Genomic DNA, 26,359 nt, shown 5'->3' with positions numbered 1-26,359 from the left:
GCCCAACACCCCCTGAATGGCGGCCTCCGGAGGGCATCTGACGGCCCCTGACCTCGAAGGGTCCCGGCCGCCGGTTAGCGTGGCAGGATGCCGTACTTCGACACCGCGTCCGCCGCTCCCCTGCACCCCGTGGCCCGGCAGGCGTTGCAGGCCTCCCTGGACGAGGGCTGGGCGGACCCCGCCCGGCTCTACCGGGAGGGCCGGCGCGCCCGGCTGCTGCTGGACGCGGCGCGCGAGGCGGCGGCGGAGGCCGTGGGCTGTCGCCCCGACGAGCTCGTGTTCACTCCTTCGGGGACGCACGCGGTTCACACGGGGGTCGCGGGGGCGCTCGCCGGGCGCCGGCGTGTCGGCGGTCATCTGGTCGTATCGGCGGTCGAACACAGTTCTGTACTCCACGCGGCGGACGCGCACGAGGCCTCCGGGGGGACGGTGACCCACGTCCCCGTGGACCGCGCGGGCGCGGTCTCCCCGGCCGGGTACGCCTCCGCACTCGGCCCGTCGACGGCCCTGGCCTGCCTCCAGTCGGCCAACCACGAGGTGGGCACCGTCCAGCCGGTGGCGGAGGTGGCCGAGGTCTGCGCGGCGGCCGGTGTGCCGCTGCTGGTGGACGCGGCGCAGTCGCTGGGCTGGGGCCCGGTGGAGGGCGGCTGGTCGGTGCTCACCGCCAGTGCGCACAAATGGGGCGGTCCGGCGGGAGTCGGGCTGCTGGCCGTCCGCAAGGGGGTCCGCTTCTCCCCCCAATTCCCCGCGGACGAAAGGGAGTCCGGCCGCTCCCCCGGCTTCGTGAACCTCCCGGCCGTCGTGGCGGCGGCCGCCTCGCTGCGGGCGGTACGGGCCGAGGCCGACGCGGAGGCGGCCCGGCTGCGGATCCTGGTGGACCGCATCCGGCGGCGCGTGGCCCGGCTGGTGCCGGACGTGGAGGTGGTCGGGGACGCGGAGCGGCGGCTGCCGCACCTGGTCACGTTCTCCTGCCTGTACGTCGACGGCGAGACGCTGCTGCACGAGCTGGACCGGGCGGGCTACTCGGTCTCCTCCGGCTCCTCCTGCACGAGCTCCACGCTGACCCCGAGTCATGTGCTCCGGGCGATGGGCGTGCTGTCGGAGGGGAACGTACGGGTCTCCCTGCCACCGGGGACGACGGCGCAGGAGGTGAACGGCTTCCTGGAGGTCCTGCCGGGGGTGGTGGCGGGGGTCCGCGCCACGCTCGGCGTGGTCGAACCGGCCTCCGGGGCGCCGGTGTCGGACGCGCTGGAGATCGACGCACTGGGCCTGCGCTGTCCGCAGCCGGTGATCGAGCTGGCCCGCGCGATCGGCACGGTCGCGGTCGGCGGCACCGTCACCGTCCTCTCGGACGACGAGGTGGCCCGCCTGGACATCCCGGCCTGGTGCACGATGCGCGGCCACACGTACGTGGGCGAGGCCCCGCGCGCGGCGGGGGTCGCGTACACGGTCCGCCGGCGGGCCTGAGTCCCGGGCCCGCCGGCGTCCGGTGTCCGCTGTCCGGTGTCCCGGAGGCTTACGCCGCCAGGTGGGCGCGGACCTCGGCGGCCGCGTCCTCGCCGTACGCCTTGGTGAAGCGCTCCATGAAGTGGGCGCGGGCCAGGGTGTACTCCTGCGTGCCCAGCGTCTCGATGACGAGCGTGGCCAGCATGCAGCCGACCTGCGCCGCCCGCTCCAGGCCCACGCCCCAGCCGAGGCCGGTGAGGAAGCCCGCGCGGAACGCGTCGCCGACGCCCGTCGGGTCCACCTTCGCCGTCTCGTCCGGGCAGCCGACCACGATCGGCTCCTCGCCGACCCGCTCGATCCGCACGCCCCGCGAGCCCAGGGTGGTCACGCGCGTGCCGACCTTGGCCAGGATCTCCGCGTCCGTCCAGCCCGACTTCGTCTCGATCAGGCCCTTCTCGTACTCGTTCGAGAAGAGGTACGTCGCACCCTCCATCAGGGTGCGGATGTTCTCGCCGTCCATCCGGGCGATCTGCTGCGAGAAGTCGGCGGCGAACGGGATCCCGCGCGTGCGGCACTCCTCCGTGTGGCGCAGCATCGCCTCGGGGTCGTCGGCGCCGATGAGGACGAGGTCGAGCCCGCCCACCCGGTCCGCGACCGCCTTCAGCTCGATCAGGCGGGCCTCGCTCATCGCGCCCGTGTAGAAGGAGCCGATCTGGTTGTGGTCGGCGTCCGTGGTGCACACGAAGCGCGCGGTGTGCAGCACCTCGGAGATGCGCACCGAGTCGGTGTCGACGCCGTGCCGGTCCAGCCACGCGCGGTACTCGTCGAAGTCGTACCCGGCCGCGCCGACCAGGATCGGGCGGGTGCCGAGCTGGCCCATGCCGAAGCAGATGTTCGGGCCGACGCCGCCCCGGCGCACGTCGAGGTTGTCGACGAGGAAGGAGAGGGAGACCGTGTGCAGCTGGTCCGCGACCAGCTGGTCGGCGAAGCGGCCGGGGAAGGTCATGAGGTGGTCGGTGGCGATGGAGCCGGTGACTGCGATACGCACGGCGTGGACGCTCCTGCGGAGGACGGCGAGGGGGACAGTCAAAACTACCCGGTCGCTGCCCGGCCGCCGACCGCACGAAACTACCCCGTAGTAGGTCTTTCTTCGCCCGCCGCGCCGTGCCTACCGTGCCCCCATGACCTACACCGATGGTTTCGGGTACACGGGCATGCCGAAGGAAGGCGCCGAGAAGGGCGCCGACGGCACACGGCCCGGCTTCGCGCGGCTGCTGGGCGACTGCGCCAGGATGGCCCCGCACTGGGCGGTCCCGGCGGACCCCCGGCCGGACCGGGTGGCGCCCTCGCAGATCCACGGGATCAGCGTCCCGCCGGCCTCGGCCCGACTGATCGCCTCCACGGCCGAGTACGGGGACTAGCCGGGTACGGGACCAGGGGACCGGGGAACCGGTTCGCCGTCTGTTCCGTCACAGCCGCATCAGCCACTGCGGCGAGGGCGAAGGAGCAAGCGGTGACCACCGAACAACCCGACACATCACGCGGCACACGGCGGCGGCCGGCCTGGGCCATCGGCTCGATCGCGGCCGCCGTCCTGCTCGCGGGCGGCGGTACGGCGTACTGGGCCTCGGCCGCCTCCGGCGACGGCAAGGCGGGCGCCCGTACGGGTGACAGCGCGGCCTCGGCGCCCCGCGTGGCGCCGAGCCCCTCCGGGCCTGGCATCGCCCCCGGAGAGCCGGACCCGCACGGCGGCGGGGTGACGTACCGGGCCGACGTGAAGCTCCCCGACGCCCCCGCGGCGACCGCACCGTCCTTCGCCGCGACCGGCGAGGTGGGCGCGGAGGAGGCGGCGCGGCTCGCGGCGGCCCTCGGCCTCCCGGGGACCCCGCGGCTCAGCGGGGAGACCTGGGTGGCCGGTGAGGGCGGCGACGGCTCCGGGCCCCGGCTCACGGTGAACCACAAGGCCCCCGGGACCTGGAACTTCACACGCTTCCAGGGGACCGGCGGCGCCGGTGACGACTGCAAGCGCGGCAAGGACACCTGCGGCCCGGCCACCCTCCCCCAGTCGGACGGCGTGGACGGCAACGGGGCCGCGGAGGCCAAGGGCGGCACCCCGGTGAGCGAGGAGGCCGCCAAGGCCGCCGCCGCCCCGGTGCTCGCGGCGCTCGGCCAGGGCGGTGCCAAGCTGGACGCCCGGCTCACGCAGGGCTCCGTACGCGTCGTGACGGCCGACCCGGTGATCGGCGGGCTGCCCACCCAGGGCTGGACCACGAAGATCAGCGTGGGCGGGGACTCCCGGGTGGTGGCGGGCAGCGGCGAGCTGAAGGCGCCCGTACGCGCGGCGGAGCGGCCGGTGGTGGGGGCCGTGGAGGCGCTGGCCCGGCTGAACCGGGCCTCGGCCGGATCCGGCGGTACGGACCCGGGGCCCAGCGGCTGCGCGACCTCGGTCCCGCTGTCCCCGGACGACCCGGTCGGTCCCGGGGAGACGCCGCCCTGCAACCCGGAGCCGCGGCCGATGAAGCCGCCGCGGACCGAGACCGTGAAGGGCGCGGTGCTCGGGCTGGCCCCGGGGACCGTGGACGGGGCGCGCGGGCTGGTCCCGGCCTGGCTGTTCGAGGTGGCGGGGAGCAACGGCGGGCCCGGCCGTACGGTGTCCCAGCCGGCCGGTGAGGACGCCGCGGGCGTGCCGTCGGCCCCCAAGGGCGGGCGGACCGTGCCGGGGGTCACGTACCAGGAGGCCGACCGGAAGCTGACCGTGAACTTCTGGGGCAGCGTGTGCAGCACGTACGCCCTGGAGGCGCGCGAGGAGGCCGGATCGGTGACGGTGCGGATCACGGACACCCCGAACGAGCCGGGGCGGGCCTGCATCATGCTCGCCCAGGACATGACGGTGTCGGCGACCCTTCAGCAGCCGCTGGGCGAGCGCAAGGTGATCGACGCGACGTCGGGCAAGCCGCTCCCCCGGCAGTAGCCCGGCCCGCACGGCGGGAGGCCCCCGGCGCCGATGGCGCCGGGGGCCTCCCGTGTGTCCGTGCTCGCTTCAGGCTTAGCTGAAGGAGTCGCCGCAGGCGCAGGAGCCCGTGGCGTTGGGGTTGTCGATCGTGAAGCCCTGCTTCTCGATGGTGTCGACGAAGTCGATCGAGGCACCGTGCAGGTACGGGGAGCTCATCCGGTCCGTGACGACCTTCACGCCGTCGAAGTCCTTGACGACGTCGCCGTCGAGGGAGCGCTCGTCGAAGAAGAGCTGGTAGCGCAGGCCGGAGCAGCCGCCGGGCTGGACGGCGACGCGGAGCGCCAGGTCATCGCGGCCTTCCTGCTCCAGCAGGGTCCTGACCTTCTCGGCGGCGGCGTCGGACAGGAGGATGCCGTCGCTCACAGTGGTCTTGTCGTCCTGTACGGACATCTGCATTCACTCCCGAAGTGGGCGGCTCCCCACCCAAGGCGGGGAAACGTCGGACTCTTGCCGTCGATGGCAACGAGCGGGGCCGCGGATTCATTCCGGACCCGACGCATGTTTCAGATTTCCATGCTCGCACACCGTCGCGGGGAGGCGGACCTGACGGACCCGGTGCTTCGTCGCGGGCGAATTCGTCACATCGACACTATCGGCATCGTCAAAGTGACGTGAAGGAGCTATGATAGATAGCGTCAAATAGACGAGAAGTCGAACTCTGCTTCAGAAGCCCCGCTTCGGAAGTCCCTTGTCGCGGAACAGAAAGGGTGCGTGTCGTGACCACCGCCCAGCCTTTGGACGTCCAGCCGACGCCCCTTGCCCTGCTGCTGCTCGGCCGCGAGGCCGACCCCAAGAGCGAGCGCGGGGTGGAGTGCCCCGGCGACCTGCCGTCGCCGTCGGACCCGGACCTGGTCGCGCGCGCCCGCGCGGCCAAGGAGAAGCTCGGGGACAAGGTCTTCATCCTCGGCCACCACTACCAGCGTGACGAGGTGATCGAGTTCGCCGACGTCACCGGCGACTCCTTCAAGCTGGCCAAGGACGCGGCCGCCAAGCCGGAGGCCGAGTACATCGTCTTCTGCGGCGTCCACTTCATGGCGGAGTCCGCGGACATCCTGACCTCGGACGACCAGAAGGTCGTCCTGCCGGACCTGGCCGCCGGCTGCTCGATGGCCGACATGGCCACCGCCGAGCAGGTCGCCGAGTGCTGGGACGTGCTCACCGAGGCCGGCATAGCCGGTGCGACGGTCCCCGTCTCGTACATGAACTCCTCCGCCGACATCAAGGCGTTCACCGGCAAGCACGGCGGCACCATCTGTACCTCCTCCAACGCGAAGAAGGCCCTGGAGTGGGCCTTCGAGCAGGGCGAGAAGGTGCTCTTCCTGCCGGACCAGCACCTGGGCCGCAACACCGCCGTCCGCGACATGGGCATGTCCCTGGACGACTGCGTGCTCTACAACCCGCACAAGCCGAACGGCGGCCTGACCGCCCAGCAGCTGCGCGACGCCAAGATGATCCTGTGGCGCGGGCACTGCTCGGTGCACGGGCGGTTCTCGGTCGACTCGGTCAACGACGTGCGTGCCCGCATCCCCGGCGTGAACGTCCTCGTCCACCCCGAGTGCAAGCACGAGGTCGTGGCGGCCGCGGACTACGTCGGCTCGACGGAGTACATCATCAAGGCGCTGGAGGCGGCCCCGGCCGGCTCCAAGTGGGCCATCGGCACCGAGCTGAACCTCGTCCGCCGACTGGCGAATCGATTCGCCGCGGAAGACAAGGAAGTCGTCTTCCTCGACAAGACGGTCTGCTTCTGCTCGACGATGAACCGCATCGACCTCCCCCACCTGGTGTGGACCCTGGAGTCCCTGGCCGAGGGCACCCTCGTCAACCAGATCCAGGTCGACAAGGAGACGGAGAGCTTCGCGAAGCTGGCCCTGGAGCGCATGCTCGCCCTCCCGTAGCCCTCCGCCCCGTCGGTACGGCCGCCCGCAAGCCCGAAGGGCCGCTGCCCCCTCGATCGAGGGGGCAGCGGCCCTTCGGCGTTCACCGGGCCGTACGTCAGACCTTGACCGGGGACTCCTCGTCCGAGGACTCGTCCGGGGTCCGGACCACCGTCAGGCGGGCCGTGCGCCTGGCCTCGCGCTTCGCGCGGCGGCGCTCCTTGCGGAGCTCGATCATCGTGTAGAGGGTCGGCACCAGGAGCAGGGTCAGCAGGGTCGAGCTGACCAGGCCGCCGATCACCACCACCGCGAGCGGCTGCGAGATGAACCCGCCCCCGCCGGTGACGCCGAACGCCATCGGGAGCAGCGCGAAGATCGTCGCGAGGGCCGTCATGAGGATCGGCCGCAGACGGTGCCGCCCGCCCTCGATGACGGCTTCGACCACGCCGAGGCCCTGGGCCCGGTACTGGTTGACCAGGTCGATCAGGACGATCGCGTTGGTCACCACGATGCCGATGAGCATCAGCATGCCGATCATCGCCGGGACGCCCAGCGGGGTGCCGGTCACCAGGAGCAGGCCGAGCGCGCCGGTCGCCGCGAACGGAATCGACACGAGCAGGACCAGCGGCTGGATCAGCGACCGGAACGTGGCCACCAGCAGCATGAACACGATCGCGACGGCCGCGAGCATGGCCAGGCCCAGGGAGGCGAACGCGTCGTCCTGGTCCGAGGAGACGCCGCCGATGGTGGCCGTGGCCCCCTCGGGCAGGTCCAGCGCCTTGATCTTCGTCTGGAGTTCGGCGCCGATCGCGCCGGTGTTGTCGCCGACCGGCTTCGCGGTGACGGTCGCGGCGCGGGCGCCGTCGATCCGGGTCATCGAGACCGGGCCGGGGACCTCCTTGACCTCGGCCACGTCGCCGAGCTTGACCGGGCCGACCGGGAGCGCCTGGAGCTCGGCCAGGGTGGTGGCCGGGTGCGCGGACTTGATGACGATGTCCCGCTCGGTGTTGTCCAGTACGGCCTTGCCCGCCGGGGTGCCCCGTACGGCCTGGGCGACGATCGCGCCGAGGGCGGCCTGGTTCAGGCCCGCCTCGGCGGCCTTCGGGGTGGCGGTCACCGAGATGCGGGGGACGGACTGGGAGAGGTCGCTCTGTACGTCGGTGACGTCGTCGAGCGTGGCCACCTCGGCCCGGACCTGCTCGGCGGCCTTGGCGAGGACGTCCGCCTGGCCGGCCTTGACGACGACGCTCAGGTTCTGGCTGCCGAAGCCGCCGCCCGCCGAGATGCTCGTGTCGCCGATGCCGTCGAGCTTGCCGAGGGCGTCCTCGATGCGCTGCTTGACGCCCTCGGAGTCGCCGGAGTCCTCCAGGGTGACCTGGTACGAGGCCTGGTTGGAGCCCGTACCGCCGCCGAAGGCGGCCAGGAAGCCGGAGGAGCCGACGGTGACCTGGTAGTCCTTGACGCCCTTGATCTCGGTCAGGGCCTTCTCGACCTTGCGGCTCGCCTCGTCGGAGGCGGCGAGCGAGGTGCCCGGGGGCAGCTGCTGCTTGACCGTCAGGACGCTCTGCTCCCCCTGGTCGAAGAAGTTGGTCTTGAGCAGCGGGGCCATCCCGAAGGTGGCGATGAGCACGACCACCGCGACCGCCAGGGTGGCGATCCGGCGGCGCGTGACCAGGCCGAGCGCCCGTACGTAGAAGCCCTGGAGGCGGCTCTTGGCCTCCTTCTCCTCGGCCTCGCGCCGGGCCTTCGCCGCGCTCTCGGGGTCCCCCGCCGCCACGCCCTCGGGCGCGCGCAGGAACCAGTAGGAGAGCACCGGCACGACCGTGAGGGACACGATCAGCGAGGCGAGCAGGGCCGCGGTGACGGTGAGGGAGAACGGGCCGAAGAACTCGCCGACCATGCCGCCGACGAAGGCGATCGGCAGGAAGACGGCGACGGTGGTGAGCGTGGAGGAGGTGACCGCGCCGGCGACCTCCTTGACCGCGGCGGTGATGGCGGCCTCGCGCTCCTCGCCGTAGCCGAGGTGGCGCTTGATGTTCTCCAGGACCACGATCGAGTCGTCGACGACGCGGCCGATGGCGATGGTGAGGGCGCCCAGGGTCAGCATGTTGAGCGAGAGGTCGCGGGTCCACAGCACGATCAGCGCGAGGACGACGGACAGCGGGATGGAGACCGCGGTGACCAGCGTCGAGCGCAGCGAGGCCAGGAAGACCAGGATCACGATCACCGCGAAGAGCAGGCCGAGCAGGCCTTCGGTGGTGAGGCTGGAGATGGACTTGGCGACGGGCGGGCCCTGATCGCTGACGACGGTCAGCCGGGAGCCGGCGCCGAGCGCGGAGCGCAGCTCGGGGAGCTTGTCCTGGACGGCGTCGGAGATCGCGACGGCGCTGCCGTCCTTGTCCATGGTGAGGACGAGGGCCAGGCTGGGCTTGCCGTTGGTCCGGGTCAGGGATGCGGCCTTGGCGGGCTCCTGCGCGACGGTGGCGACGTCGGCCAGGCGCACGGCCGGCTTGCCGGAGCCGCCGCCGAGGCGCAGTTCCTGGAGCTGGGCGAGGGAGGTGTAGCCGCCGCCGACGCGGACGGTCCGGTTCTTGCCGGCCTCGTCGAAGGAGCCGGCGGGGACGGTCGCGCCGCCCGCCTGGAGGGCCTGCGCGAGCGCGGCGCCGTCGAGGCCCGCCGCCGCCAGTTTGGCGTTGTCGGGGGTGACGGCGACCTGGAGGTCCTGGACCCCGTCGACGCTGACCTGGCCGACGCCCTCGATGTCCTCCAGGACGGGGACGACGGAGCGGTTGAGCTGGTCGGCGAGGGCCTGCTGGTCCTTGTCAGAGGTGACGGCGAGGACGACGGTCGGGATGTCGTCGGTGGAGCCGGCCACGACCTGCGGGTCCACCTCGGCGGGCAGCCGTACGCGGGCCCGGTTCACGGCCTGCTGGACATCGGCGACGAGCTGCTTGGTGCCCTCGTCGCCGTAGTCGAACTTGGCCATGATGAGGGCGTTGCCCTCGCTGGCGGTGGAGGTGATGCCGGTGATGCCGTCGACGCCCTTGAGGGTCGCCTCGATCGGCTCGATGACCTGCTTCTCCACCACGTCGGGCGAGGCACCCTGGTACGGCGCGAGCACGGACACCATCGGCAGTTCGATGGACGGCAGCAGCTGCTGCTTGAGCTGCGGGATGGCTATGGCGCCGAAGAGCAGTGCGGTGATCGACACGAGGCCGATCAGCGCTCTTTGGGCCAGGCTGAAGCGGGACAGCCAGGACATGGGTGGGATCTCTCTGCAGTGGCGTGCGCGGGGCTGGGCCTGAAGGCCGCGGGCCTTCAGCCTTCCGTACGCGGGGGCGGCGCTGCGTCGCTCCCAGGTGTCGCCTCTTTATGTGCCGCATACCGCGTCCGCAGTACGCGGCCGTACTCCACCGCCGGGCCCGCGGCCGTGCTCCCTCAGTCGACCCGGGGTCGGACCAGGCCCGATTCGTAGGCGATGACCACCAGTTGGGCCCGGTCGCGGGCGCCCAGCTTGGCCATGGCCCGGTTCACGTGGGTCTTGACGGTGAGCGGGCTGACTTCGAGCCGTCCGGCGATCTCGTCGTTGGACAGGCCCGCGGCGACGTGGACGAGGACCTCGCGCTCGCGGACGGTCAGCGCGGCGAGCCGTTCGGCGTGCGCGGCGGGGGCGCCGGGGTCGGCTCCGCCGCCCTGGGCGAGGAAGGTGGCGATGAGCCCTTTGGTGGCGGCCGGGGACAGGAGCGCCTCCCCGGCGGCGGCGACGCGGATGGCGTTGAGGAGCTCGTCGGGCTCGGCACCCTTGCCGAGGAAGCCGGAGGCGCCGGCCCGCAGGGACTGCACGACGTACTCGTCGACCTCGAAGGTCGTCAGCATGACGACGCGGACGGCGGCGAGTTCGGGATCGGCGCTGATCATGCGGGTGGCGGCGAGCCCGTCCGTGCCGGGCATCCGGATGTCCATGAGGACCACGTCGGGCCGGGTCTCCCGGGCGAGGGCGCAGGCCTGGGCGCCGTCGGAGGCCTCTGCGACGACCTCCATGTCGGGCTCGGAGTCGACCAGCACCTTGAACGCGCTGCGCAGCAGCGCCTGGTCGTCGGCGAGCAGCACCCTGATGGTCGTCGGCGTCTCTTCCACGTCCCGCACCCTACGCGGATACGCCCCCGGCGGTTCAGCCCAGGGCCAGGACCACGAGGGCCGTGGTCGCCGCGACTTCGGCGAGGGCGCCGAACACGTCGCCGGTGACCCCGTCGAAACGGCGTACGCACCGGCGGAGCAGGGACTCCGCCGCCGCCAGGGCGATCAGGACCGCGGCCGCGCACTGGACGGCGGCGCCCGGACCCACCGGCAGGGCGGCGGCCCCGGCCGCGGCGGCCACCAGTGCGGCGATCCCGGCGGCCGAGCGCGTGGGGAGCACCCCGGCGACCGCCGCCCCCAGTCCCTCGGGGCGGGCCGGCGGTACGCCGTCGCGGGCGGCCATCGTCATGGCCAGCCGGGCGGTGACGGCCGCGATGACCGTCGCGAGGGCTCCGTGGACCCAGCTCTCGGCGTAGAGGTCCGCCAGCGCCCCGGCCTGGACCAGCAGCACCAGCAGCAGTGCCACCACCCCGAAGGGGCCGATGTCGGACTGCTTCATGATGCGCAGCGCCTCCCCGGCGGGCTTCGCGCTGCCCAGCCCGTCGGCGGTGTCGGCGAGCCCGTCGAGGTGCAGCCCCCGCGTCAGGGCGGCCGGTACGGCGACGGTGGCGGCCGCCGCGAGCAGCGGGCCGCCGCCCAGCACCAGCAGCAGCACCCCGGGCACGGCGGCGAGCACGCCCACGACGAGCCCGGCGAGCGGGGCGCAGGCCATGCCGGTACGGGCCGCTGGCCGGTCCCAGCGGGTGATGCGGGCGGGCAGCACGGTGAGCGTGCCGAACGCGAAGCGCACGCCGTCGCGCAGCGAGGCGCGCTCGTCGGGCGGCGTCAGCGGCGGCTCGGGCGGCTCGGAGGGCTGGTCATCGAACGAATCTTTCATCGGCGCGAACGCTACCTGCTCACCGTGGACGGTAAATTGCCGCATACGGGAAGAATCGGGAGCTGCCACAGCAGGGGAGCCGGCGGTATGGGTCACTGGTGGTACCGGAACATCGTCGAGCCGGGCAAACTGCCGCTGCTCCTCGCCCTGCTCTCCTTCGTCCTGTCGTTCCTGATCACCCGTGTGATCACGCGGATGATCCGGGCGGGACGGGGGCCCTTCAAGAACATCACCCCGGGCGGCGTGCACATCCACCACGTGGTGCCCGGCGTCATCCTCGTGGTCATCGGCGGCTTCGGGGCCGTCGGCAGCGGCCGGCACGGTTTCGGCGCCATGCTCTCCGCCGTGATCTTCGGACTGGGCGCGGGCCTCGTACTGGACGAGTTCGCGCTGATCCTGCACCTCGACGACGTCTACTGGAGCGAGCAGGGCCGCAAGAGCGTGGAGATCGTGGTGCTGACGGCCGCGCTGGTGGCGCTGGTGCTGGGCGGGTTCCTGCCGTTCGGCGTCAACGACCTGACCTCCGAGGAGCGCCAGAGCCGCGGTCTCATCATCATGAACACGGCCACCAACTTCTTCCTGGCCCTGATCGCCCTGTGGAAGGGCAAGGCCCGCACCGCCCTCTTCGGCACGGTCATCCCCTTCCTGGCGCTGATCGGGGCGATCCGGCTGGCCCGGCCCGGCTCCCCCTACGCGAAGAAGTTCTACGCGAAACGTCCGCGGGCCCGCGCCAAGGCCAATCTGCGCGCCTTCCACCACGACCGGCGCTGGGCGATCCCGCGCCGCAAGTTCGAGAACTTCATCGGCGGGACCCCCGATCCGGAACGGACACAGATCTCGAAGCCCACGAAGCACTGAAGACGACGGCGCCCGGCCCGGCTCCCCAAGGGGCCGGGCGCCGGTCACATCAGGATCAGCCCGGGATCAGCCCGTCGTCGCTGAGCATCTCCCTGACCTCGTCGAGCGAGGCGTCCGGCGCGGGGAGGATCAGCTCGGACGGTTCCAGGGCGTCGTCCGGCAGCGGCGAGCCGAGCCGCCGCACGGCGTCGAGCAGCGCGCCCAGCGTCCGCCGGAAGCCCTCCTCGTCGCCGCTCTCCATCTCCGCGAGCAGGTCGTCGTCCAGCTTGTTGAGCTCGGCGAAGTGGCTGTCGGCCACCTTCACCTGCCCTTCCCCCATGATGCGGACAATCATGACGGCCCCGTCCTACTGCTTGTCGAAGCGGTGCTGGGTCTGGGGGGACTGCTGGGTGCCGCCCTGGGCACCGCCCTCGATGGCCTGCTGCTGCGCCGACGGGCCGCCGGCCAGCTCCGCCTTCATCCGCTGGAGCTCCAGCTCCACGTCCGTACCGCCCGAGAGGCGGTCCAGCTCGGCCTGGATGTCGTCCTTGGAGCCGAGGCCGCTCTGGTCGTCGAGGGCGCCGGAGGCCAGCAGCTCGTCGATCGCCCCGGCGCGGGCCTGGAGCTGGGCCGTCTTGTCCTCGGCCCGCTGGATGGCCAGGCCGACGTCGCTCATCTCCTCGGAGATGCCGGAGAAGGACTCCGCGATCCGGGTCTGGGCCTGCGCCGCCGTGTACGTGGCCTTGATGGTCTCCTTCTTCGTACGGAAGGCGTCCACCTTGGCCTGCAGGCGCTGCGCGGCCAGCGTCAGCTTCTCCTCCTCGCCCTGGAGGGTCTGGTGCTGCACCTCCAGGTCGCTGACCTGCTGCTGGAGCGAGGCGCGCCGCGACAGCGCCTCTCGGGCCAGGTCCTCGCGGCCCAGCGCGAGCGCCTTGCGGCCCTGGTCCTCCAGTTTGGCGGACTGGCCCTGGAGCTGGTTGAGCTGCAGCTCCAGGCGCTTGCGGGAGGTCGCCACATCGGCGACGCCGCGGCGCACCTTCTGCAGCAGCTCCAGCTGCTTCTGGTACGAGTAGTCGAGGGTCTCGCGCGGGTCCTCGGCCCGGTCCAGGGCCTTGTTCGCCTTCGCGCGGAAGATCATCCCCATACGCTTCATGACACCGCTCATGGGCTTCGCGCGCCCCCTTCTAGACGGACTGTGCTCCAGGTCACCGACAGGACCCACAGTACGGGCCCTGTCTCCATTACCGCACTGTTCCTGTGTGGATGCGCTCCTCCTCCAGGACGACTCCACCCCCGCCCTTGTCAGGCGTAGGGAGTAGGTGCTCCCCCGAGCGCGCCCGCCGCAAGAACCCTGCACAGGGGAAGACGCCCGCCGTTGCCGGATCGTTCCCCGGCGGAGTGGGGTACCCGGCCGCGACCACGTAGGCTTGGGTTTTGTGTTTGGTAGCCGTTCCTCCAAGGAAGAGAAGGCCGCCGCCACCGACAAGGTGAGCGCCGACCTCTCGCAGCCCCGTGACCCGCAGGCCCCGAAGGGCCGCCCGACGCCGAAGCGTGCTGTGGCCCAGTCGCAGCGCAAGGCCGTCGTGGCATCGACCGGCAATCGCAAGGAGGATGCAAAGCGCGCCCGCGAGCGCCGTCGCGAAGAGATGGCCAAGCAGCGCGAGGCCCTCGCCAACGGCGACCAGCGTTACCTGCCGGCCCGTGACAAGGGCCCCGTGCGCAAGTTCGTCCGCGACTACGTGGACTCCCGCTTCTCCGTCGCCGAGATGTTCCTGCCGCTGGCAGTGGTCATCCTGGTGCTGAGCATGGTGCGGGTGCCGTCCATCCAGAACATCGCCCTGCTGCTGTGGCTCGCGGTGATCGCCCTGATCCTCGTCGACTCCGTCGCGCTGGGCTTCCGGCTGAGCAAGGCCCTCGCCGGGCGCTTCCCCGACGAGCCGCGTCGCGGCGCCGTCGCGTACGGCCTGATGCGCACCCTCCAGATGCGCCGGCTCCGCCTTCCGAAGCCGCAGGTCAAGCGCGGGGAACGGCCCTGACCGGAGGGAAGCCCGGAGCGTCGGGGGACGGCTTCGCGGGGGGCGCCAGGCTGTGGCTTGAGGGACTGGGCGGACTGCGCAACGCCGTCCGCCAGGAACTCGTGGGCCGGCAGGTCGACGAACAGATCGCGCACCGCTTCCCGGTCGGGCAGCGGCTGCGCGTCCTCGACGTCGGCATGGGCCAGGGCACCCAGGCGCTGCGTCTCGCGCGCGCCGGGCACAAGGTCACCGGACTCGAACAGGATCCCGCGATGCTCGCCGTCGCCCGGGAGGCGCTCGCGGCCGAGCCCGCCGGGATCCAGGACCGGGTCGAGTTCCTGGAGGGCGACGGCCGGGAGACCGGCGCGCACTTCCTGCCGGGCAGCTTCGACGTGGTGCTCTGCCACGGCGTACTGATGTACGTGCCCGAGCCGGACGCCATGCTGGCCGGGCTGGCCCGGATGCTGGCGCCCGGCGGGCTGCTGTCCCTGCTGGTGCGCAACGGCGACGCCCTCGCCATGCGGCCGGGGCTGGGCGCCGACTGGTCGGCCGCGCTGGCCGCCTTCGACACCGTCGACTACACGAACCGGCTGGGCCTGGACGTACGGGCCGACCGGCTGGCCGGGCTCACGGCCACGCTCTCCGGGATCGGCGCCCCGCTGTCGGCCTGGTACGGCGTACGCGTCTTCACCGACGGCACCGAGGCCGGCGACAAGCTGCCCCCGGACGAGGAACTGGAGCGGCTGCTGGCCGCCGAGGACCGCGCCGGGCGGACCGACCCGTACCGCGGGGTCGCCGCGCTGCTGCACCTGTGCGGCGTACGGGGCTGACCCGGCACGGCACGCGCAGGAGCCCGGACCCCGCACGGGGTCCGGGCTCCTCGCGTCAGCGGCCGCCGCTCAGGCGTCCAGCGCCGAACGCAGGCTCATCGTGTACAGCTCGGTGCCGCTGTCGTCGGACAGCTTCACCGTCTCGGTGCCGCCTTCCAGCAGCTCCTTCCACACCTCGCCGATCCAGGACTCCGCGTCGCCCTGCGTGGTGAACTCCTCCGGCTCGACCGCCGGGCTCGTCTCGGTGCCGTCGCCCGTCTCGAACCGCCACGTCCACGCCATGTCCGCCTCCGTTGCTCGTCCGCTGCTCGCACGTTCCCGCACGCTGCTCCCCTTGAGTCTGCCCGCAGAGTAGCCGGGCGCGCAGCAGTCTCGGGGACGCGGGAGGATCTTCCTGTGGAACTCACTCTGCTCGGCACCGGCACACCCGAAGGACTGCCCCGCCCCGGCTGTCCCTGCGCGGCCTGCGCGGTCTCCGTAGGCTCCCGGTCGCGCGCCGCGACCTCGCTGCTCGTCGACGGTGCGCTGCTGCTCGACCTGACCCCCGGGGCGGTGCTGGCCGGCGCCCGCGCGGGGCATTCGCTGGCCGGCGTGCGGCAGGTGCTGCTCACCCATCCGCACGACGGGCCGCCGGTCGAGCTGCCCCCGGGGCTGCCGGCCGCCGGGCGGGTGCCGGACGGGCGGGAGCTCGCGGTGATCAGCGGGCACCGGGTGCGGGCGGTGCCGATGGACGCACCGGGCACCGGGTACGAGGTGACCGGCCCGGACGGCAGCCGGCTGCTGTACCTGCCGCCCGGCGGGGCACCGGCGGGGACGAACGGTGCCGTCGGGCAGCGGCCGTACGACATGGTCCTCGCGGACGTGCTGGGCCGGCCGGAGGCGCTGGCCAGGCTGCGGGCGAGCGGCGCCGCCGGGCCGACCACGGACGTGATCGCGGTGCACCTGGACCACGACGTGCCGCCGGGCCGGGAGCTGGAGCGCCGGTGCGCGGCGGCGGGAGCGAGGGCGGTGCCGGACGGGACGACCGTGACGGTCGGTGAGTACCACGCGGTGCCGGACCTGCCGCGCCGGACCCTGGTGCTCGGCGGGGCGCGCTCGGGGAAGTCCGTCGAGGCGGAGCGGCGGCTGGCCGGCTTTCCGGAGGTGGAGTACGTGGCCACCGGCGGCACCCGGGACGGCGACTCCGAGTGGGCGGCGCGGGTGGGTCTGCACCGGGAGCGCCGGCCGGCGAGCTGGCGGACGGTGGAGACCTGCGAGCTGGCCCCGCTGCTGGTGGAGGGAGGGCCGCCGCTGCTGATCGACTGTCTGGCGCTGTGGCTGACGGACGCGATGGACCGCGCGGGCGCCTGGGACGACGCGGTCTGGGCGGGGCAGGGGCAGAAGGAGCTGCGGGAGCGGGTGGCGGAGCTGGTGGCGGCGGTGCGCGCGACCCGCCGGACGGTGGTGGCGGTCAGCAACGAGGTGGGCTCCGGCGTCGTTCCCGCGACGGCTTCCGGGCGGCGTTTCCGCGATGAACTGGGGCGCCTGAACAGCCTGGTGGCGGGCGAGTGCGAGCACGTACTGCTGGTGGTCGCCGGGCAGGCGGTGGTCCTGAAGGACTGACCCCGGGCCCCGTCCGGCGAGGTCGCGGGACGGGGCTTGGGGAGGGCCTCACCCGCTGTACGCTCTGGCAGATGACCACGCTTAATCTCGACGACTTCTCCGATCTGATCGAGCGCCCCGACGGGGGCGTCCGGCGTGACGCCGAGGAACGCCGTGAGCGGCTGGCCGTGCCGGCCGGGGCGCTGGGGCGGCTCGACGAGCTCGCCGAATGGCTCGCCGCCGCGCAGGGGCGGGTGCCCGTCCGCCCGATCGAGCGGCCCCGCGTCGTGCTGTTCGCCGCCGACCACGGGATCGCCGCCGCGGGGGTGTCCGCACGGGCCGCCGGCGGCGCGCACGAGCTGGTGCGCTCGGTGCTCGACGGGAACAGCCCGGTGTCGATCCTGGCCGGCCGCCTGGGCGCCGGGGTGCGGATCGTGGACGCCGGCCTGGACTGCGAGCCCGGTCTGCTGCCCGAGGACGTGGTCCGCCACCGGGTGCGCCGCGGCAGCGGGCGCATCGACGTCGAGGACGCGCTCACCCGCGAGGAGGCCGACGCCGCCCTGCGGCTCGGCATGCGGATCGCCGACGAGGAGGCCGACTCGGGCACCGACCTCGTGATCCTGGGGGACTTGAGCGTCGGTGGAACCACGGTCGCGGCGACGCTCGTCGCGGCCCTGTGCGGAACCGACGCCTCCGTGGTCACCGGACGCGGCGGGCGGCCCGTCGACGACCTGACCTGGATGCGCAAGTGCGCGGCGATCCGCGACGCGCTGCGCCGGGCCCGCCCGGTCCTCGGCGACCAGGTCGCCCTGCTCGCGGCGGTCGGCGGCGCGGACGTGGCCGCGATCACTGGCTTCCTGCTCCAGTGCGCGGTGCGCCGTACGCCGGTCATCCTCGACGGGGTCGTTTCCGCAGCGTGCGGGCTCGTGGCCCAGCGCGCGGCGTTCCGGGCGCCCGACTGGTGGCTGGCCGGGCAGGCCAGCGGGGAGCCGGGCCAGGCGAAGGCCCTGGACCGGATGGCGCTCAACCCCGTGCTCGACCACGGCGTCACAGTGGGAGAGGGAACCGGGGCATTGCTGGCCCTGCCCCTGGTCCAGGCGGCCGCCGCACTCGCGGCGGAACTCCCGGAGCGGGCGGTGCAGGAGCCGGAGGAGTCGCAGGAGCCGGAAGAGCCGCAGGGGCCGCGGGGGCCGCAGGACTGAGCGGCCGGTCGGCGGCGCCCCATATGATCGCGTTTCATGGGAGAGGCCGCGTTGACCAGCGCAGACATCGGCCGGACCGCACAAGCTGCCAAGGCAGCGCAGGGATCCGGCAAGGACACGAACAGCAGGAAAGAAGAGAAGAAGGACGAAGGGGGCGGCCGGGAGACCGGCCGGGGATCCGCCCGCTCACGGCGCAGCGCCGCGTTCGCGGTCTGGTACCTGCGCGCCGTCACCTTCGTCAACTTCCTGAGCGCGGTGTGGCTTTCGCTCGGCCAGGACCTGCGCCGGCACAACACCGCCGATTTCTACACCCCGTACCTGCTCACCGCGGGTTTCGCGTCCGGCATGTTCTCGCTGCTGCTCGCGGTCACCATGGGCCGCCGCAAGCGGGCCGCCTGGATCCTGAACCTGGTGCTCAGCGGCATGCTGCTGCTGGCCTTCGCCACCGCGGCCTTCGCCCCGTGCACCAGCGGTGACTTCAACCTCTGCTACCCGGAGTTCCGCGACCACACCCAGAACTGGGTCTCGCTCGCCCTGACCGCGGCCTTCGTCGGCGCCCTCGTGCTCGGCCGCCGCGAGTTCTACGCCAAGGGCGACCGCTCCAACCCCAAGCTGGCCACCGCCGTGGGCGCCGTCGGCCTGCTGTGCACCTCGCTGCTCGCCGCGCTGATCGTCGGCGCGGCCAACACCGACCCGGACGCCGCCGAGGCCACGTTCCTGGCCCGCTGGCGGTACGGCGTGATGCGGCTGATCACCCTGGAGCCCAACGCCCGCGACTACGCCGCGATCACCACGCCCGGCTGGGTGGACATCGTGATCAACGTCATGTCGACGCTGCTCCTGATCGCCGTCCTGCTCGCCGCGTTCCGTTCGCGCCGCGCCGTCGACCCCCTCACCCCCGAGGACGAGGAGAAGCTGCGGGCGCTGCTCGCCAAGCAGGGCGACCGCGACTCGCTCGGCTACTTCGCGCTGCGCCGCGAGAAGTCCGTCATCTGGTCCCCCACCGGCAAGGCGGCCGTCACGTACCGCGTCGTCGGCGGCGTCTCGCTGGCCTCCGGCGACCCGATCGGCGACCCCGAGGCCTGGCCCGGCGCCATCGAGCCCTGGCTGGCCGAGGCCCGCGAGCACGGCTGGGTGCCGGCCGTCATGGGCGCGAGCGAGGAGGCCGGGCAGATCTACGCGCGCCACGGACTCGACGCGCTGGAGCTGGGCGACGAGGCCATCGTCGAGACCGACGAGTTCACCCTGGAGGGCCGCGCCATGCGGACCGTCCGGCAGGCCTACAACCGCGTCAAGCGCGCCGGCTACACCGTCCGCATCCGCCGCCACGCCGACATCCCGGCCGACGAGATGGCCGTACTCCTCACCCGCGCCGACGACTGGCGCGACGGTGCGACCGAGCGCGGCTTCTCGATGGCGCTGGGCCGACTGGGCGATCCCGGCGACGGCCAGTGCGTGATGCTGGAGTGCACCGACGGCAACGGCGATCTGCGCGCCGTCCTCTCCTTCGTGCCGTGGGGCCCCAAGGGCCTGTCCCTGGACCTGATGCGCCGCGACCGTGATTCCGAGAACGGCCTGATGGAGTTCATGGTCATCGAACTCCTCGAACGCTCCAAGGAGATCGGCGTCACACAGGTCTCGCTCAACTTCGCGATGTTCCGTTCCGTCTTCGAGCGGGGGTCCAAGCTCGGCGCGGGTCCGGTGCTGCGCATGTGGCGCTCGCTGCTGAGCTTCTTCTCCCGCTGGTGGCAGATCGAGTCCCTCTACCGGGCCAACGCCAAATACCGGCCGATCTGGGAGCCGCGGTTCATGCTCTTCGAGAAGAGCTCCGACCTGCTGCGGATCGGTATCGCGGCGGGCCGGGCCGAGGGCTTCCTGGAGGCTCCCGGGCTGCCGAAGTGGCTGAACCGCAAACATCTGGAGACCAATCGTTGACGGCTTGGACGACCACCCCCCTGCGGCGGTTCGCCCGCCGCGAGTGGGGGCCCCTGTTCTGGACCGTCCGGGACGCCCTGGTCCGTGACAAGTGGCGGGCCGCCCCGATGACCCTGGGGGCCGTCTGCCTGACCTCGGTCTTCCAGATCGTCCAGAACACGTCCTGGGGGTTCCAGCCCGTCCAGAACCTCGGGTCGGTCAAGGCCGTCGACCCGCTGTGGCTGGCCCTGCTGCGCACCCCGCTGTCCCTGTTCGTCCCCGCCCTCGACCTGCCCGTGTGGGGGGCGCTCGCCCAGATCCTGCTGGTCTTCGGGATCTCGGAGATCTGCATCGGCTGGTGGCGCACGCTGGTCATCGGCTACGTCGCCACCCTCGCCGGGACCACGTACGCGCGGATCGGCCTCTCCCTGGGCGCCGACCACCCCTTCGGCCTGCCGCTGTCCGACCGCGTCGTCAACGACACCGGGCCCTCGGCGGCGGTGGTCGGCCTCGCGATCTACGTGTGCTGGCGGTACCGGGCGTACCTGACCGGTGCGATCGTGATCGCGGTGATGATCGGCGAGGTGCTGGTCAAGGACAACCTGGCCGGCAAGGAGCACCTCGCGGCCATCGCCGCCGTCATGGCGGTGTGCGTGGTCCGCGCCAAATGGGGCCCGGAGCGCTCCCGCGTCCCCCTCGGCCGGCGCCCTCCCCCGGCGGCCCCGCTGCCCCCGCAGCGTCCCGGCACCTGACGGGCCCGCCCGTTCCGCGGCGGGCAGGCCGTACCGTATCGGGGTGACGACAGACCTCGGGCCTTTCGCCCCCACCCGGCACTGGATGCGGTCGCATCCGCTGGCCACCGATGCCGTCGTCGCGCTCGGGGTGCTCGTCGCCATGGTCATCGGCTCCTTCGCCGGTCCGCACGGCCCGCACGGGCCCACCTTCGTGACCCGCACCCCCGAGCCGCTCTCCCTGCTGCTGATGGTGCTGGGCGCGGCCGCGCTCGTGTTCCGGCGGCGGCACACGCGCGCCGTGCTCGCCGTGACCGGCGCGCTCTGCCTGCTGGAGCTGACCACCGGCGAACCCCGGGCGCCCGTCGCCATGTCCACGGTGATCGCCCTGTACACGCTGGCCTCCCGCACCGACCGGCCCACCACCTGGCGGGTCGGCCTGCTCACGATGACGGGGCTGACGGGCGTGGCCATGCTGGCCGGTCCCCCGCCCTGGTACGCCCAGGAGAACATCGGCATCTTCGCCTGGACCGGGATGGCCGCGGCCGCCGGCGACGCCGTGCGCAGCCGCCGGGCCTTCATCGGCGCGATACGGGAGCGGGCGGAGCGGGCCGAGCGGACCCGCGAGGAGGAGGCCCGCCGCCGGGTCGCCGAGGAGCGGCTGCGGATCGCCCGTGACCTGCACGACGTGGTGGCCCACCACATCGCCCTGGTCAACGTGCAGGCGGGGGTGGCCGCGCACGTCATGGACAAACGCCCCGACCAGGCCAAGGAGGCGCTGGCCCACGTACGGGACGCGAGCCGCTCGGCGCTGAACGAGCTGCGGGCCACGGTCGGGCTGCTGCGGCAGTCCGGTGATCCGGAGGCGCCGACCGAGCCGGCGCCGGGGCTGGGCGTCCTCGACGAGCTGGTGGACACCTTCCGGCACGCCGGGCTGCCGGTGAAGGTGATGGTCGAGCTGGGCGGGGAGCGGGACGTGCTGCCGGCCGCCGTGGACCTGGCGGCGTACCGGGTGATCCAGGAGGCGCTGACGAACGTGCGCAAGCACGCCGGGCCCGAGGTGCGGGCCGAGGTCAGCGTGGTCCGGGTCGGCGCCTCGGTGGAGGTGACCGTGCTGGACGACGGCGGGGCCCCGGCGGCCGCGGAGGACGAGGGGGCGGGCGGCGGCCACGGGCTGCTCGGCATGCGCGAGCGGGCCACGGCCCTGGGCGGCTCCTGCTTCGCCGGACCGCGGTTCGGCGGCGGCTACCGGGTGCACGCCATCCTGCCGGTCACCTGACCTTCAGTTCCCGGGCGGACAGAACTGCCGCCAGGCGCCCAGTTCGTACTTCTTCTGCAGCGAGCTGAGCCTCAGCTCCTGCGACTGCCCGCACCACTGGCCGATCCGGCCCTCGTACTCCACGTGGAAGACGGCCTTGCCCGCCGCGATGAACGGGGTGAGCCGCTCGCACTCCTCGTACTCGGCGCACTGCTCGTTGACCGCGAAGTCGAAGTCCCCCACCAGCTGCGGGATCTGGTCGAGGTCGTTCTTCAGCCCGACCGCCATGCCCCGGTCGTGGGCCAGCTTCGCGATCAGCCGGTTATACGCCAGCTGGTCCTCGGCGGTGAGCGGGAAGCCGGTCGTGTTGCGGTAGCCGTCCATGTTGTCCGGCTCCACCGCGTCGAAGCCCTTCTCCCGGCACATGTCGAAGCGCTTCGCCATCAGCGGCTCCAGCTCGGCGAGCCGGCGGACGTCCAGCCAGCGCTCGCCCTCCCAGCCGTTGCCCTCGCCGAGCAGCTCCTTCGGGAAGGCCGCGGCGTCCGGGCGGAACTCCTCCCAGGCGCCGGTGGACAGGTAGCAGATCGTCCGCCGGCCGGCCTTCTCCAGCGCGGCGACCTGCTCCTTGGTGGTGGTGAACCCGTCGACGTCGTACACCGCCGCCTTCACGGAGGTGTCCAGCTTCCCGGTGAGCTGCCACTGCCAGCTGACCTCCGGCGCGGGCTGCCAGCGCTCCCCCGGCGCCGGGGCGGGCGACACGTCGTCCGGCTCGTCCGGCGCCTGGGTGGTGCAGGCGGCCAGCAGGAGCAGTACGGCGAGCGGCAGGGCGCGGCCGCCGCGCACCGCGCCGCGCGGCGGGCGGGTCATCCGGCGGCCTCCAGCGCGTACGGGAGGGTCCCCCACGGGTGTGCGCCGGTTCCGGGGACGGCGCAGTGCACCCCGGCCCCCCGCTGCCGGGCGAGCTCGGCGGCGGGCGCGCCCGGCGGGACCGCGTACACGAGGTGGCAGAACCGCTGGGCGGGGTGGTCGGCCGTCCAGTCCGGCACCGACGCGTCCCGGTACGCGTCCCAGGGGCCCTCGAAAGTGACCAGCAGATCCGCGAGTTCGGCGTAGCCGGGGTGCGGGTGGACCCCGTGGTTGAGGACGAGGGTACGGGCGCCCGCGGCCCGGGCGGCGATCCCGAGCCGCCCGTAGTGCGCGAGCAGGTCCGGTTCGGCGGAGGCCTGGTCGAGGAAGGCCCCGTCGGCTCCGTACCAGTCGCGGTGGCGCAGCAGGTCCTGCACCACCGCGGAATGCGGGCGCCGCCCGTAGTCGGTGTCGGTGTACCCGAGGACGGGCACCCCCGCGTCGCGCAGCCGCTGCGCCACGGAGGCGAACCGCGGGTCGGGGGCCTCGCCGGGCCCGCTGGCGGGGTTGAGCACCACGGAGTGGAGCCGGCCGGCGCAGCTGATGAGCCGCTCCCAGTCCTCGGGCCGGTCGGCGGGGTGCTCGTAGAGGGGCACCAGCAGCATCGGGACCTTCTTCTCGTACGGGGTCGGGTGGTCTGGGTGGGGTGATCGGCTCAGCGGTGGGCCGTCGCGCGGCCCAGCAGCAGGCAGACGAGCGCACCCAGCGCGGCCGCGGCCGCGCCCGCCACCACCAGCTGGACCAGCCGCGGCTGCCCCACCCCCAGCAGCAGCGCCACGCTCTGCGCCAGCGCCGCCGAGGCGCAGACCACGGCCGCGGGCCGGACCGCCCCGAAGGACTGGAGCAGCAGCCCGGTCCACATCACGGCGCCGAGCAGCAGCAGGGTCGCGGCCCGGATCCCGGTCAGCCCGGGGGCTCCCGGCCACAGCAGGGTGCCGGCCAGCCCGAGGGCCAGCAGCACCGCCAGGTACGCGGCGAGGCAGCGGCCCAGCGTCCCGAGCATCCGCAGCCAGAACTGCCGGGTCGAGCGGGCCGCCCGCAGCCCGGACAGGCTGCCGCTGCGGAAGCGGTGGAGGAGCCATTCGGCGGGACCCATGCTGAGGGTGAGCGCCACCGCCGAGGGGGCGGCGACGGCCTCGGCGGGCCCCCCGGCGAGCACCTCCCCCAGGGCGGCGTACAGCACCAGCAGGCCGGTGCCGAGGCCGAACATCCCGTACGGCACGGAGTCCCCGATCCGGGGTCCGCGCGGCCCGTAGTCCTCCTCCGCGCCCCGCAGCATCCGCCAGCGCACCGGGCCCTCCCCGGGCCGGTGTCCGGTCCAGCCGCGGATCCGGCGCACCCCGGCCCGTACGCCCTCGGCCACCGGCAGCTCCCGCACGGCGAGGGCGCAGGCGGCCAGCAGCGATGCCACGAGCAGGCCCACCCGTACGGGCACCGGCACCTCGGTGAAGAGCGCGAGCACCGAGCCCGCGGCCATCGGGCCGAGCGCGGCGAGCAGCACCCGCTCCCGGCCGAGGACCAGCAGTACGGTGGCGGCGCCGACGTACAGGGCCTGGCCGGCGGCGAACGCGTAGCTGAACGGGGGCCCGCCGGGCACGGTCAGCGCGGCGGCGATGCCGAGCAGGGCTCCCACGGGGGCGCCGACGAGCAGGGTCCGCCCGGCGGCGGCCCGGTCGCCGAGGCCCAGCCAGGTGTAGGCGCGGTGGGACAGGGTCTGGTCCCACACCCAGCCGATGAGCGCCCCGGCGAGCAGGGTCAGCGTCCCGGCGGGGAGCCCGAGCCGGTCCTTGGGGCCCTCCAGCAGGGGGGCGCCCAGGACGTAGGCGAGGCCGGGCAGCGCGAAGACCACCCCGCGCAGCAGGCAGGCGGTGAGGGAGACCTTCCAGGGGTCGGGGACGTGTTCCGGTTCCGGAAAGGCGCGGGGCACCCGGGCGTAGAGCTCCTCGGCGAGGCCGAAGGAGTCGTGGCGCCCGTAGGTGAGCCGGATGTGCTCGTCGGTCATCCCGTCGGATTCGAGGACGGCGGCGATCTCGTCGGGGTGGACGGCCGCCGCGATCAACCCGTCGAGGCGTTCGGCGAGTTGCTCCATCGGGTCGCCGGCCGGGCCGGGGTCCCCCGGCTCGCCGCGGCGGGGCCGGGGGACGGCGGGGAGGGTGTCCCCGCCGGGGACGCGCAGCCAGAGGGATCCGCTCACCACAGGCTCCCGTCGGCCGCGAGTTCGCGGTACCAGGGGTCGGCGAGGCGCTGCGTCCAGTCGTCGCCCGGGCGGACCGGCAGGACGGGCTGGCCGGCGAGTTCGCGGTAGATGTGGCGGAAGCCGTCCACGGACTGGTGGAGGGTGAACTTCTCGACGACCCGTTTGCGGGAGCGGCGGCCCAGTTCGGCGCGTCGTTCGGGGTCGCGGAGCAGGGCGAGGGTGGCGCTGGCCATGGTCTGCGGTTCGCGCGGCGGGACCACGAGCCCGGTGTCGCCGACCGCTTCGCGCACCCCGCCGACGTCGGTGGAGACGGTGGTGCGCCCGCAGGACATGGCCTCGATGATGCTGAAGGGGAAGCCCTCGCTGATGCTGGAGAGCATGACGATGCTGCCCGCCGCGTAGGCCTGCGCGACGTCCGCGATGCGGCCCTCGTACGAGATCCCGTCGGCCACGCCGAGTTCGGCGCCGAGCTCCTCCAGGCGGATCCTGTACCCCTCGCAGCCGGCCGGGACCGGGCCGAACAGGCGCAGCCGCAGGGTGGGCAGCTCCTCGCGCATGAACGCGTAGGCCCGGATGAGGGTTTCGAGGTCCTTGATCGGGTCGATGCGCCCGCACCAGCTGAGGGTGGGCACCTCGGGTTCGGGTCCGGCGTCGGGGAAGGCGTACGGGTCGACGCCGTTGTAGACCGTGCGGATGCGGTCGGGGGCGGCGCCGCCGCGCTCCTCCCAGCGGCGGTTGTACTGGTTGCACGGGGTGATGAGGTCGGCCTGCCGGTAGCCCTCGGTGTTGAGCTCCCGGTAGAAGCCGAGCAGCAGGGCCTTGACGGGCCAGCGCTGCGCGGCGGTGCGGTAGCCGAGGTAGCGCTCGCGCAGGTAGATGCCGTGCTCGGTGAGGAGGAAGGGCACCTTGTCGAGGTACTTGGCGGCGAGGGCCGGGAGGGTGGCGAGCCCGCTGCTGACCGCGTGCGCGACGCTGTCGGGCGGGATCCGTACGGAGAGCGGCCGCAGCGCGTGCTCGATCAGGTCGGTGGCGGTGAGCGCGTCGTGGATGGTGGGCTCGGCGGCGGCGGTGGGGAGGCCGGGCCGGGTCCACACGTTCATCAGCAGGCGCAGGACCGTTTCGGAGCGCAGCGCCGCGGCGAGGCGGCCGGCCCGGGCGAGGACGGCGAGTTCGTGCAGGGCTTCGGAGAAACCGCCGTGGGCGGGGTCGAGCAGCGAGAGCAGGAAGGTTTCGTACGTCGCCGTGAACCGGCGGTGCGCCTTGCCCCGGAGGGCCGAGCGGCGGCCGCGGCCGGGCACCGGTCCCCAGAGCGGGACGGCGGTGTGCCGGTAGACGTTGCGGGGCAGCTCCCAGGTGACCGGCTCGCGCCCGGATCCGGTCAGGGCTATGACGTTGAAGTCGACCTCCGGCATCCCGCGTACCAGCTGGTCGCACCAGGTGCTGACTCCCCCGTGGACGTGCGGATAGGTGCCTTCGGTGAGCATGGTGACGTGACGCCCATGGCTCATGTGCTGTGTCCCCCCAGGACGGAAAAGGGGCCG

The 26,359-nt window shown here is 73.2% G+C and carries 24 protein-coding genes; 12 read left to right on the top strand and 12 right to left on the bottom strand.

What is annotated here, in order from left to right; translation table 11 throughout:
- Positions 1-87: 87 nt before the first annotated feature.
- The gene (locus tag ACFYXV_RS22630; protein ID WP_385474237.1) at positions 88-1,467 is read left to right on the top strand and encodes a cysteine desulfurase/sulfurtransferase TusA family protein; all 1,380 of its coding nucleotides are present in this window, start codon (positions 88-90) and stop codon (positions 1,465-1,467) included.
- Positions 1,468-1,516: 49 nt separating this feature from the next.
- Here the strand turns inward: ACFYXV_RS22630 and ACFYXV_RS22625 are convergent, their stop codons facing one another.
- Positions 1,517-2,494: a carbohydrate kinase family protein gene (locus ACFYXV_RS22625; protein ID WP_385474238.1), complete on the bottom strand. Its 978-nt coding sequence runs from the start codon at positions 2,492-2,494 to the stop codon at positions 1,517-1,519.
- Between the two features lie 133 nt (positions 2,495-2,627).
- On the opposite strand from ACFYXV_RS22625, the gene ACFYXV_RS22620 reads away from it, so the two are divergent.
- Positions 2,628-2,867 carry a hypothetical protein gene (locus tag ACFYXV_RS22620; RefSeq protein WP_385474240.1) on the top strand — a complete coding sequence of 80 codons (240 nt, stop codon included), beginning with the start codon at positions 2,628-2,630 and terminating at the stop codon, positions 2,865-2,867.
- 92 nt (positions 2,868-2,959) lie between these two features.
- Positions 2,960-4,417, top strand: coding sequence for a hypothetical protein (locus ACFYXV_RS22615; RefSeq protein ID WP_389383853.1), 1,458 nt, complete (start codon positions 2,960-2,962; stop codon positions 4,415-4,417).
- 75 nt (positions 4,418-4,492) lie between these two features.
- Here ACFYXV_RS22615 and erpA read toward each other — a convergent pair whose 3' ends face one another.
- Positions 4,493-4,849 carry an iron-sulfur cluster insertion protein ErpA gene (erpA, locus tag ACFYXV_RS22610; protein WP_030010511.1) on the bottom strand — a complete coding sequence of 119 codons (357 nt, stop codon included), beginning with the start codon at positions 4,847-4,849 and terminating at the stop codon, positions 4,493-4,495.
- Between the two features lie 317 nt (positions 4,850-5,166).
- Here erpA and nadA point away from each other — a divergent pair, with 317 nt between their 5' ends.
- Positions 5,167-6,354 carry a quinolinate synthase NadA gene (gene nadA, locus ACFYXV_RS22605; protein ID WP_078988697.1) on the top strand — a complete coding sequence of 396 codons (1,188 nt, stop codon included), beginning with the start codon at positions 5,167-5,169 and terminating at the stop codon, positions 6,352-6,354.
- A 97-nt stretch (positions 6,355-6,451) separates the two neighbouring features.
- Here the strand turns inward: nadA and ACFYXV_RS22600 are convergent, their stop codons facing one another.
- The 3 genes from ACFYXV_RS22600 to ACFYXV_RS22590 all read right to left on the bottom strand — a co-directional run bounded on the left by ACFYXV_RS22600 (position 6,452) and on the right by ACFYXV_RS22590 (position 11,347).
- Positions 6,452-9,595: an efflux RND transporter permease subunit gene (locus ACFYXV_RS22600; RefSeq protein ID WP_389383852.1), complete on the bottom strand. Its 3,144-nt coding sequence runs from the start codon at positions 9,593-9,595 to the stop codon at positions 6,452-6,454.
- Between the two features lie 176 nt (positions 9,596-9,771).
- Positions 9,772-10,470: a response regulator gene (locus ACFYXV_RS22595; protein ID WP_383343937.1), complete on the bottom strand. Its 699-nt coding sequence runs from the start codon at positions 10,468-10,470 to the stop codon at positions 9,772-9,774.
- A gap of 34 nt (positions 10,471-10,504) precedes the next feature.
- Positions 10,505-11,347, bottom strand: coding sequence for an adenosylcobinamide-GDP ribazoletransferase (locus ACFYXV_RS22590; protein WP_385475671.1), 843 nt, complete (start codon positions 11,345-11,347; stop codon positions 10,505-10,507).
- An 87-nt stretch (positions 11,348-11,434) separates the two neighbouring features.
- Between ACFYXV_RS22590 and ACFYXV_RS22585 the strand changes: the two genes are divergently transcribed.
- Positions 11,435-12,205, top strand: coding sequence for a hypothetical protein (locus ACFYXV_RS22585; RefSeq protein WP_385475669.1), 771 nt, complete (start codon positions 11,435-11,437; stop codon positions 12,203-12,205).
- Between the two features lie 55 nt (positions 12,206-12,260).
- Here the strand turns inward: ACFYXV_RS22585 and ACFYXV_RS22580 are convergent, their stop codons facing one another.
- Positions 12,261-12,539: a hypothetical protein gene (locus tag ACFYXV_RS22580; RefSeq protein ID WP_385475667.1), complete on the bottom strand. Its 279-nt coding sequence runs from the start codon at positions 12,537-12,539 to the stop codon at positions 12,261-12,263.
- Between the two features lie 12 nt (positions 12,540-12,551).
- Positions 12,552-13,349 (bottom strand): PspA/IM30 family protein, encoded by a 798-nt coding sequence (locus ACFYXV_RS22575; protein ID WP_385475665.1) that lies wholly within the window; start codon positions 13,347-13,349, stop codon positions 12,552-12,554.
- 262 nt (positions 13,350-13,611) lie between these two features.
- Between ACFYXV_RS22575 and ACFYXV_RS22570 the strand changes: the two genes are divergently transcribed.
- On the top strand, positions 13,612-14,220 hold the full coding sequence (locus ACFYXV_RS22570) for a DUF3043 domain-containing protein (RefSeq protein WP_383343922.1): 609 nt from the start codon (positions 13,612-13,614) through the stop codon (positions 14,218-14,220).
- Between the two features lie 50 nt (positions 14,221-14,270).
- Positions 14,271-15,029 carry a class I SAM-dependent methyltransferase gene (locus tag ACFYXV_RS22565; RefSeq protein ID WP_385475676.1) on the top strand — a complete coding sequence of 253 codons (759 nt, stop codon included), beginning with the start codon at positions 14,271-14,273 and terminating at the stop codon, positions 15,027-15,029.
- A gap of 69 nt (positions 15,030-15,098) precedes the next feature.
- Here ACFYXV_RS22565 and ACFYXV_RS22560 read toward each other — a convergent pair whose 3' ends face one another.
- A complete protein-coding gene (locus ACFYXV_RS22560; protein WP_385475663.1) occupies positions 15,099-15,311 on the bottom strand; it encodes a hypothetical protein in 213 nt (70 codons plus the stop codon).
- A 114-nt stretch (positions 15,312-15,425) separates the two neighbouring features.
- On the opposite strand from ACFYXV_RS22560, the gene ACFYXV_RS22555 reads away from it, so the two are divergent.
- From ACFYXV_RS22555 to ACFYXV_RS22535, 5 genes are all read left to right on the top strand, one after another.
- A complete protein-coding gene (locus ACFYXV_RS22555; protein ID WP_385475661.1) occupies positions 15,426-16,631 on the top strand; it encodes a bifunctional adenosylcobinamide kinase/adenosylcobinamide-phosphate guanylyltransferase in 1,206 nt (401 codons plus the stop codon).
- A gap of 71 nt (positions 16,632-16,702) precedes the next feature.
- Positions 16,703-17,812: a nicotinate-nucleotide--dimethylbenzimidazole phosphoribosyltransferase gene (gene cobT, locus ACFYXV_RS22550; RefSeq protein ID WP_385475659.1), complete on the top strand. Its 1,110-nt coding sequence runs from the start codon at positions 16,703-16,705 to the stop codon at positions 17,810-17,812.
- Between the two features lie 36 nt (positions 17,813-17,848).
- Positions 17,849-19,747, top strand: a complete 1,899-nt coding sequence (locus ACFYXV_RS22545) for a phosphatidylglycerol lysyltransferase domain-containing protein (RefSeq protein WP_385475657.1) — start codon at positions 17,849-17,851, stop codon at positions 19,745-19,747.
- Positions 19,744-20,478 (top strand): hypothetical protein, encoded by a 735-nt coding sequence (locus tag ACFYXV_RS22540; RefSeq protein WP_383343907.1) that lies wholly within the window; start codon positions 19,744-19,746, stop codon positions 20,476-20,478. The genes ACFYXV_RS22545 and ACFYXV_RS22540 overlap by 4 nt, the downstream gene beginning before the upstream one ends.
- An 85-nt stretch (positions 20,479-20,563) precedes the next feature.
- Positions 20,564-21,736 (top strand): sensor histidine kinase, encoded by a 1,173-nt coding sequence (locus ACFYXV_RS22535; RefSeq protein WP_389383892.1) that lies wholly within the window; start codon positions 20,564-20,566, stop codon positions 21,734-21,736.
- A 3-nt stretch (positions 21,737-21,739) separates the two neighbouring features.
- Here the strand turns inward: ACFYXV_RS22535 and ACFYXV_RS22530 are convergent, their stop codons facing one another.
- The 4 genes from ACFYXV_RS22530 to pelF are packed head-to-tail and all read right to left on the bottom strand — an operon-like array spanning position 21,740 to position 26,326.
- Entirely contained in the window at positions 21,740-22,582 is an 843-nt protein-coding gene (locus ACFYXV_RS22530) for an endo alpha-1,4 polygalactosaminidase (RefSeq protein ID WP_389383851.1), read from the bottom strand.
- Positions 22,579-23,226, bottom strand: coding sequence for a spherulation-specific family 4 protein (locus ACFYXV_RS22525; RefSeq protein WP_389383850.1), 648 nt, complete (start codon positions 23,224-23,226; stop codon positions 22,579-22,581). The genes ACFYXV_RS22530 and ACFYXV_RS22525 overlap by 4 nt, the downstream gene beginning before the upstream one ends.
- A gap of 50 nt (positions 23,227-23,276) precedes the next feature.
- Positions 23,277-24,815 (bottom strand): hypothetical protein, encoded by a 1,539-nt coding sequence (locus ACFYXV_RS22520; RefSeq protein ID WP_385475648.1) that lies wholly within the window; start codon positions 24,813-24,815, stop codon positions 23,277-23,279.
- Entirely contained in the window at positions 24,812-26,326 is a 1,515-nt protein-coding gene (gene pelF / locus ACFYXV_RS22515; protein ID WP_385475646.1) for a GT4 family glycosyltransferase PelF, read from the bottom strand. The genes ACFYXV_RS22520 and pelF overlap by 4 nt, the downstream gene beginning before the upstream one ends.
- Positions 26,327-26,359: the final 33 nt, after the last annotated feature.

The organism is Streptomyces sp. NPDC002181, from assembly GCF_042890485.1.
GTDB lineage: Bacteria > Actinomycetota > Actinomycetes > Streptomycetales > Streptomycetaceae > Streptomyces.
Note: the sequence above shows the minus strand (reverse complement) of the source record. Positions and strands in the feature narration are given on the sequence as shown.

Bases quoted from the DNA above. Each gene is read 5' to 3' on its own strand.
- ACFYXV_RS22630 (WP_385474237.1), top strand. From the start codon at position 88: ATGCCGTACTTCGACACCGCGTCCGCCGCTCCCCTGCACCCCGTGGCC.
- ACFYXV_RS22620 (WP_385474240.1), top strand. From the start codon at position 2,628: ATGACCTACACCGATGGTTTCGGGTACACGGGCATGCCGAAGGAAGGC.
- erpA (WP_030010511.1), bottom strand. From the start codon at position 4,849: ATGTCCGTACAGGACGACAAGACCACTGTGAGCGACGGCATCCTCCTG.
- ACFYXV_RS22600 (WP_389383852.1), bottom strand. From the start codon at position 9,595: ATGTCCTGGCTGTCCCGCTTCAGCCTGGCCCAAAGAGCGCTGATCGGC.
- ACFYXV_RS22590 (WP_385475671.1), bottom strand. From the start codon at position 11,347: ATGAAAGATTCGTTCGATGACCAGCCCTCCGAGCCGCCCGAGCCGCCG.
- ACFYXV_RS22585 (WP_385475669.1), top strand. From the start codon at position 11,435: ATGGGTCACTGGTGGTACCGGAACATCGTCGAGCCGGGCAAACTGCCG.
- ACFYXV_RS22580 (WP_385475667.1), bottom strand. From the start codon at position 12,539: ATGATTGTCCGCATCATGGGGGAAGGGCAGGTGAAGGTGGCCGACAGC.
- ACFYXV_RS22575 (WP_385475665.1), bottom strand. From the start codon at position 13,349: ATGAGCGGTGTCATGAAGCGTATGGGGATGATCTTCCGCGCGAAGGCG.
- ACFYXV_RS22560 (WP_385475663.1), bottom strand. From the start codon at position 15,311: ATGGCGTGGACGTGGCGGTTCGAGACGGGCGACGGCACCGAGACGAGC.
- cobT (WP_385475659.1), top strand. From the start codon at position 16,703: ATGACCACGCTTAATCTCGACGACTTCTCCGATCTGATCGAGCGCCCC.
- ACFYXV_RS22545 (WP_385475657.1), top strand. From the start codon at position 17,849: ATGGGAGAGGCCGCGTTGACCAGCGCAGACATCGGCCGGACCGCACAA.
- ACFYXV_RS22535 (WP_389383892.1), top strand. From the start codon at position 20,564: ATGCGGTCGCATCCGCTGGCCACCGATGCCGTCGTCGCGCTCGGGGTG.
- ACFYXV_RS22530 (WP_389383851.1), bottom strand. From the start codon at position 22,582: ATGACCCGCCCGCCGCGCGGCGCGGTGCGCGGCGGCCGCGCCCTGCCG.
- ACFYXV_RS22525 (WP_389383850.1), bottom strand. From the start codon at position 23,226: ATGCTGCTGGTGCCCCTCTACGAGCACCCCGCCGACCGGCCCGAGGAC.
- pelF (WP_385475646.1), bottom strand. From the start codon at position 26,326: ATGAGCCATGGGCGTCACGTCACCATGCTCACCGAAGGCACCTATCCG.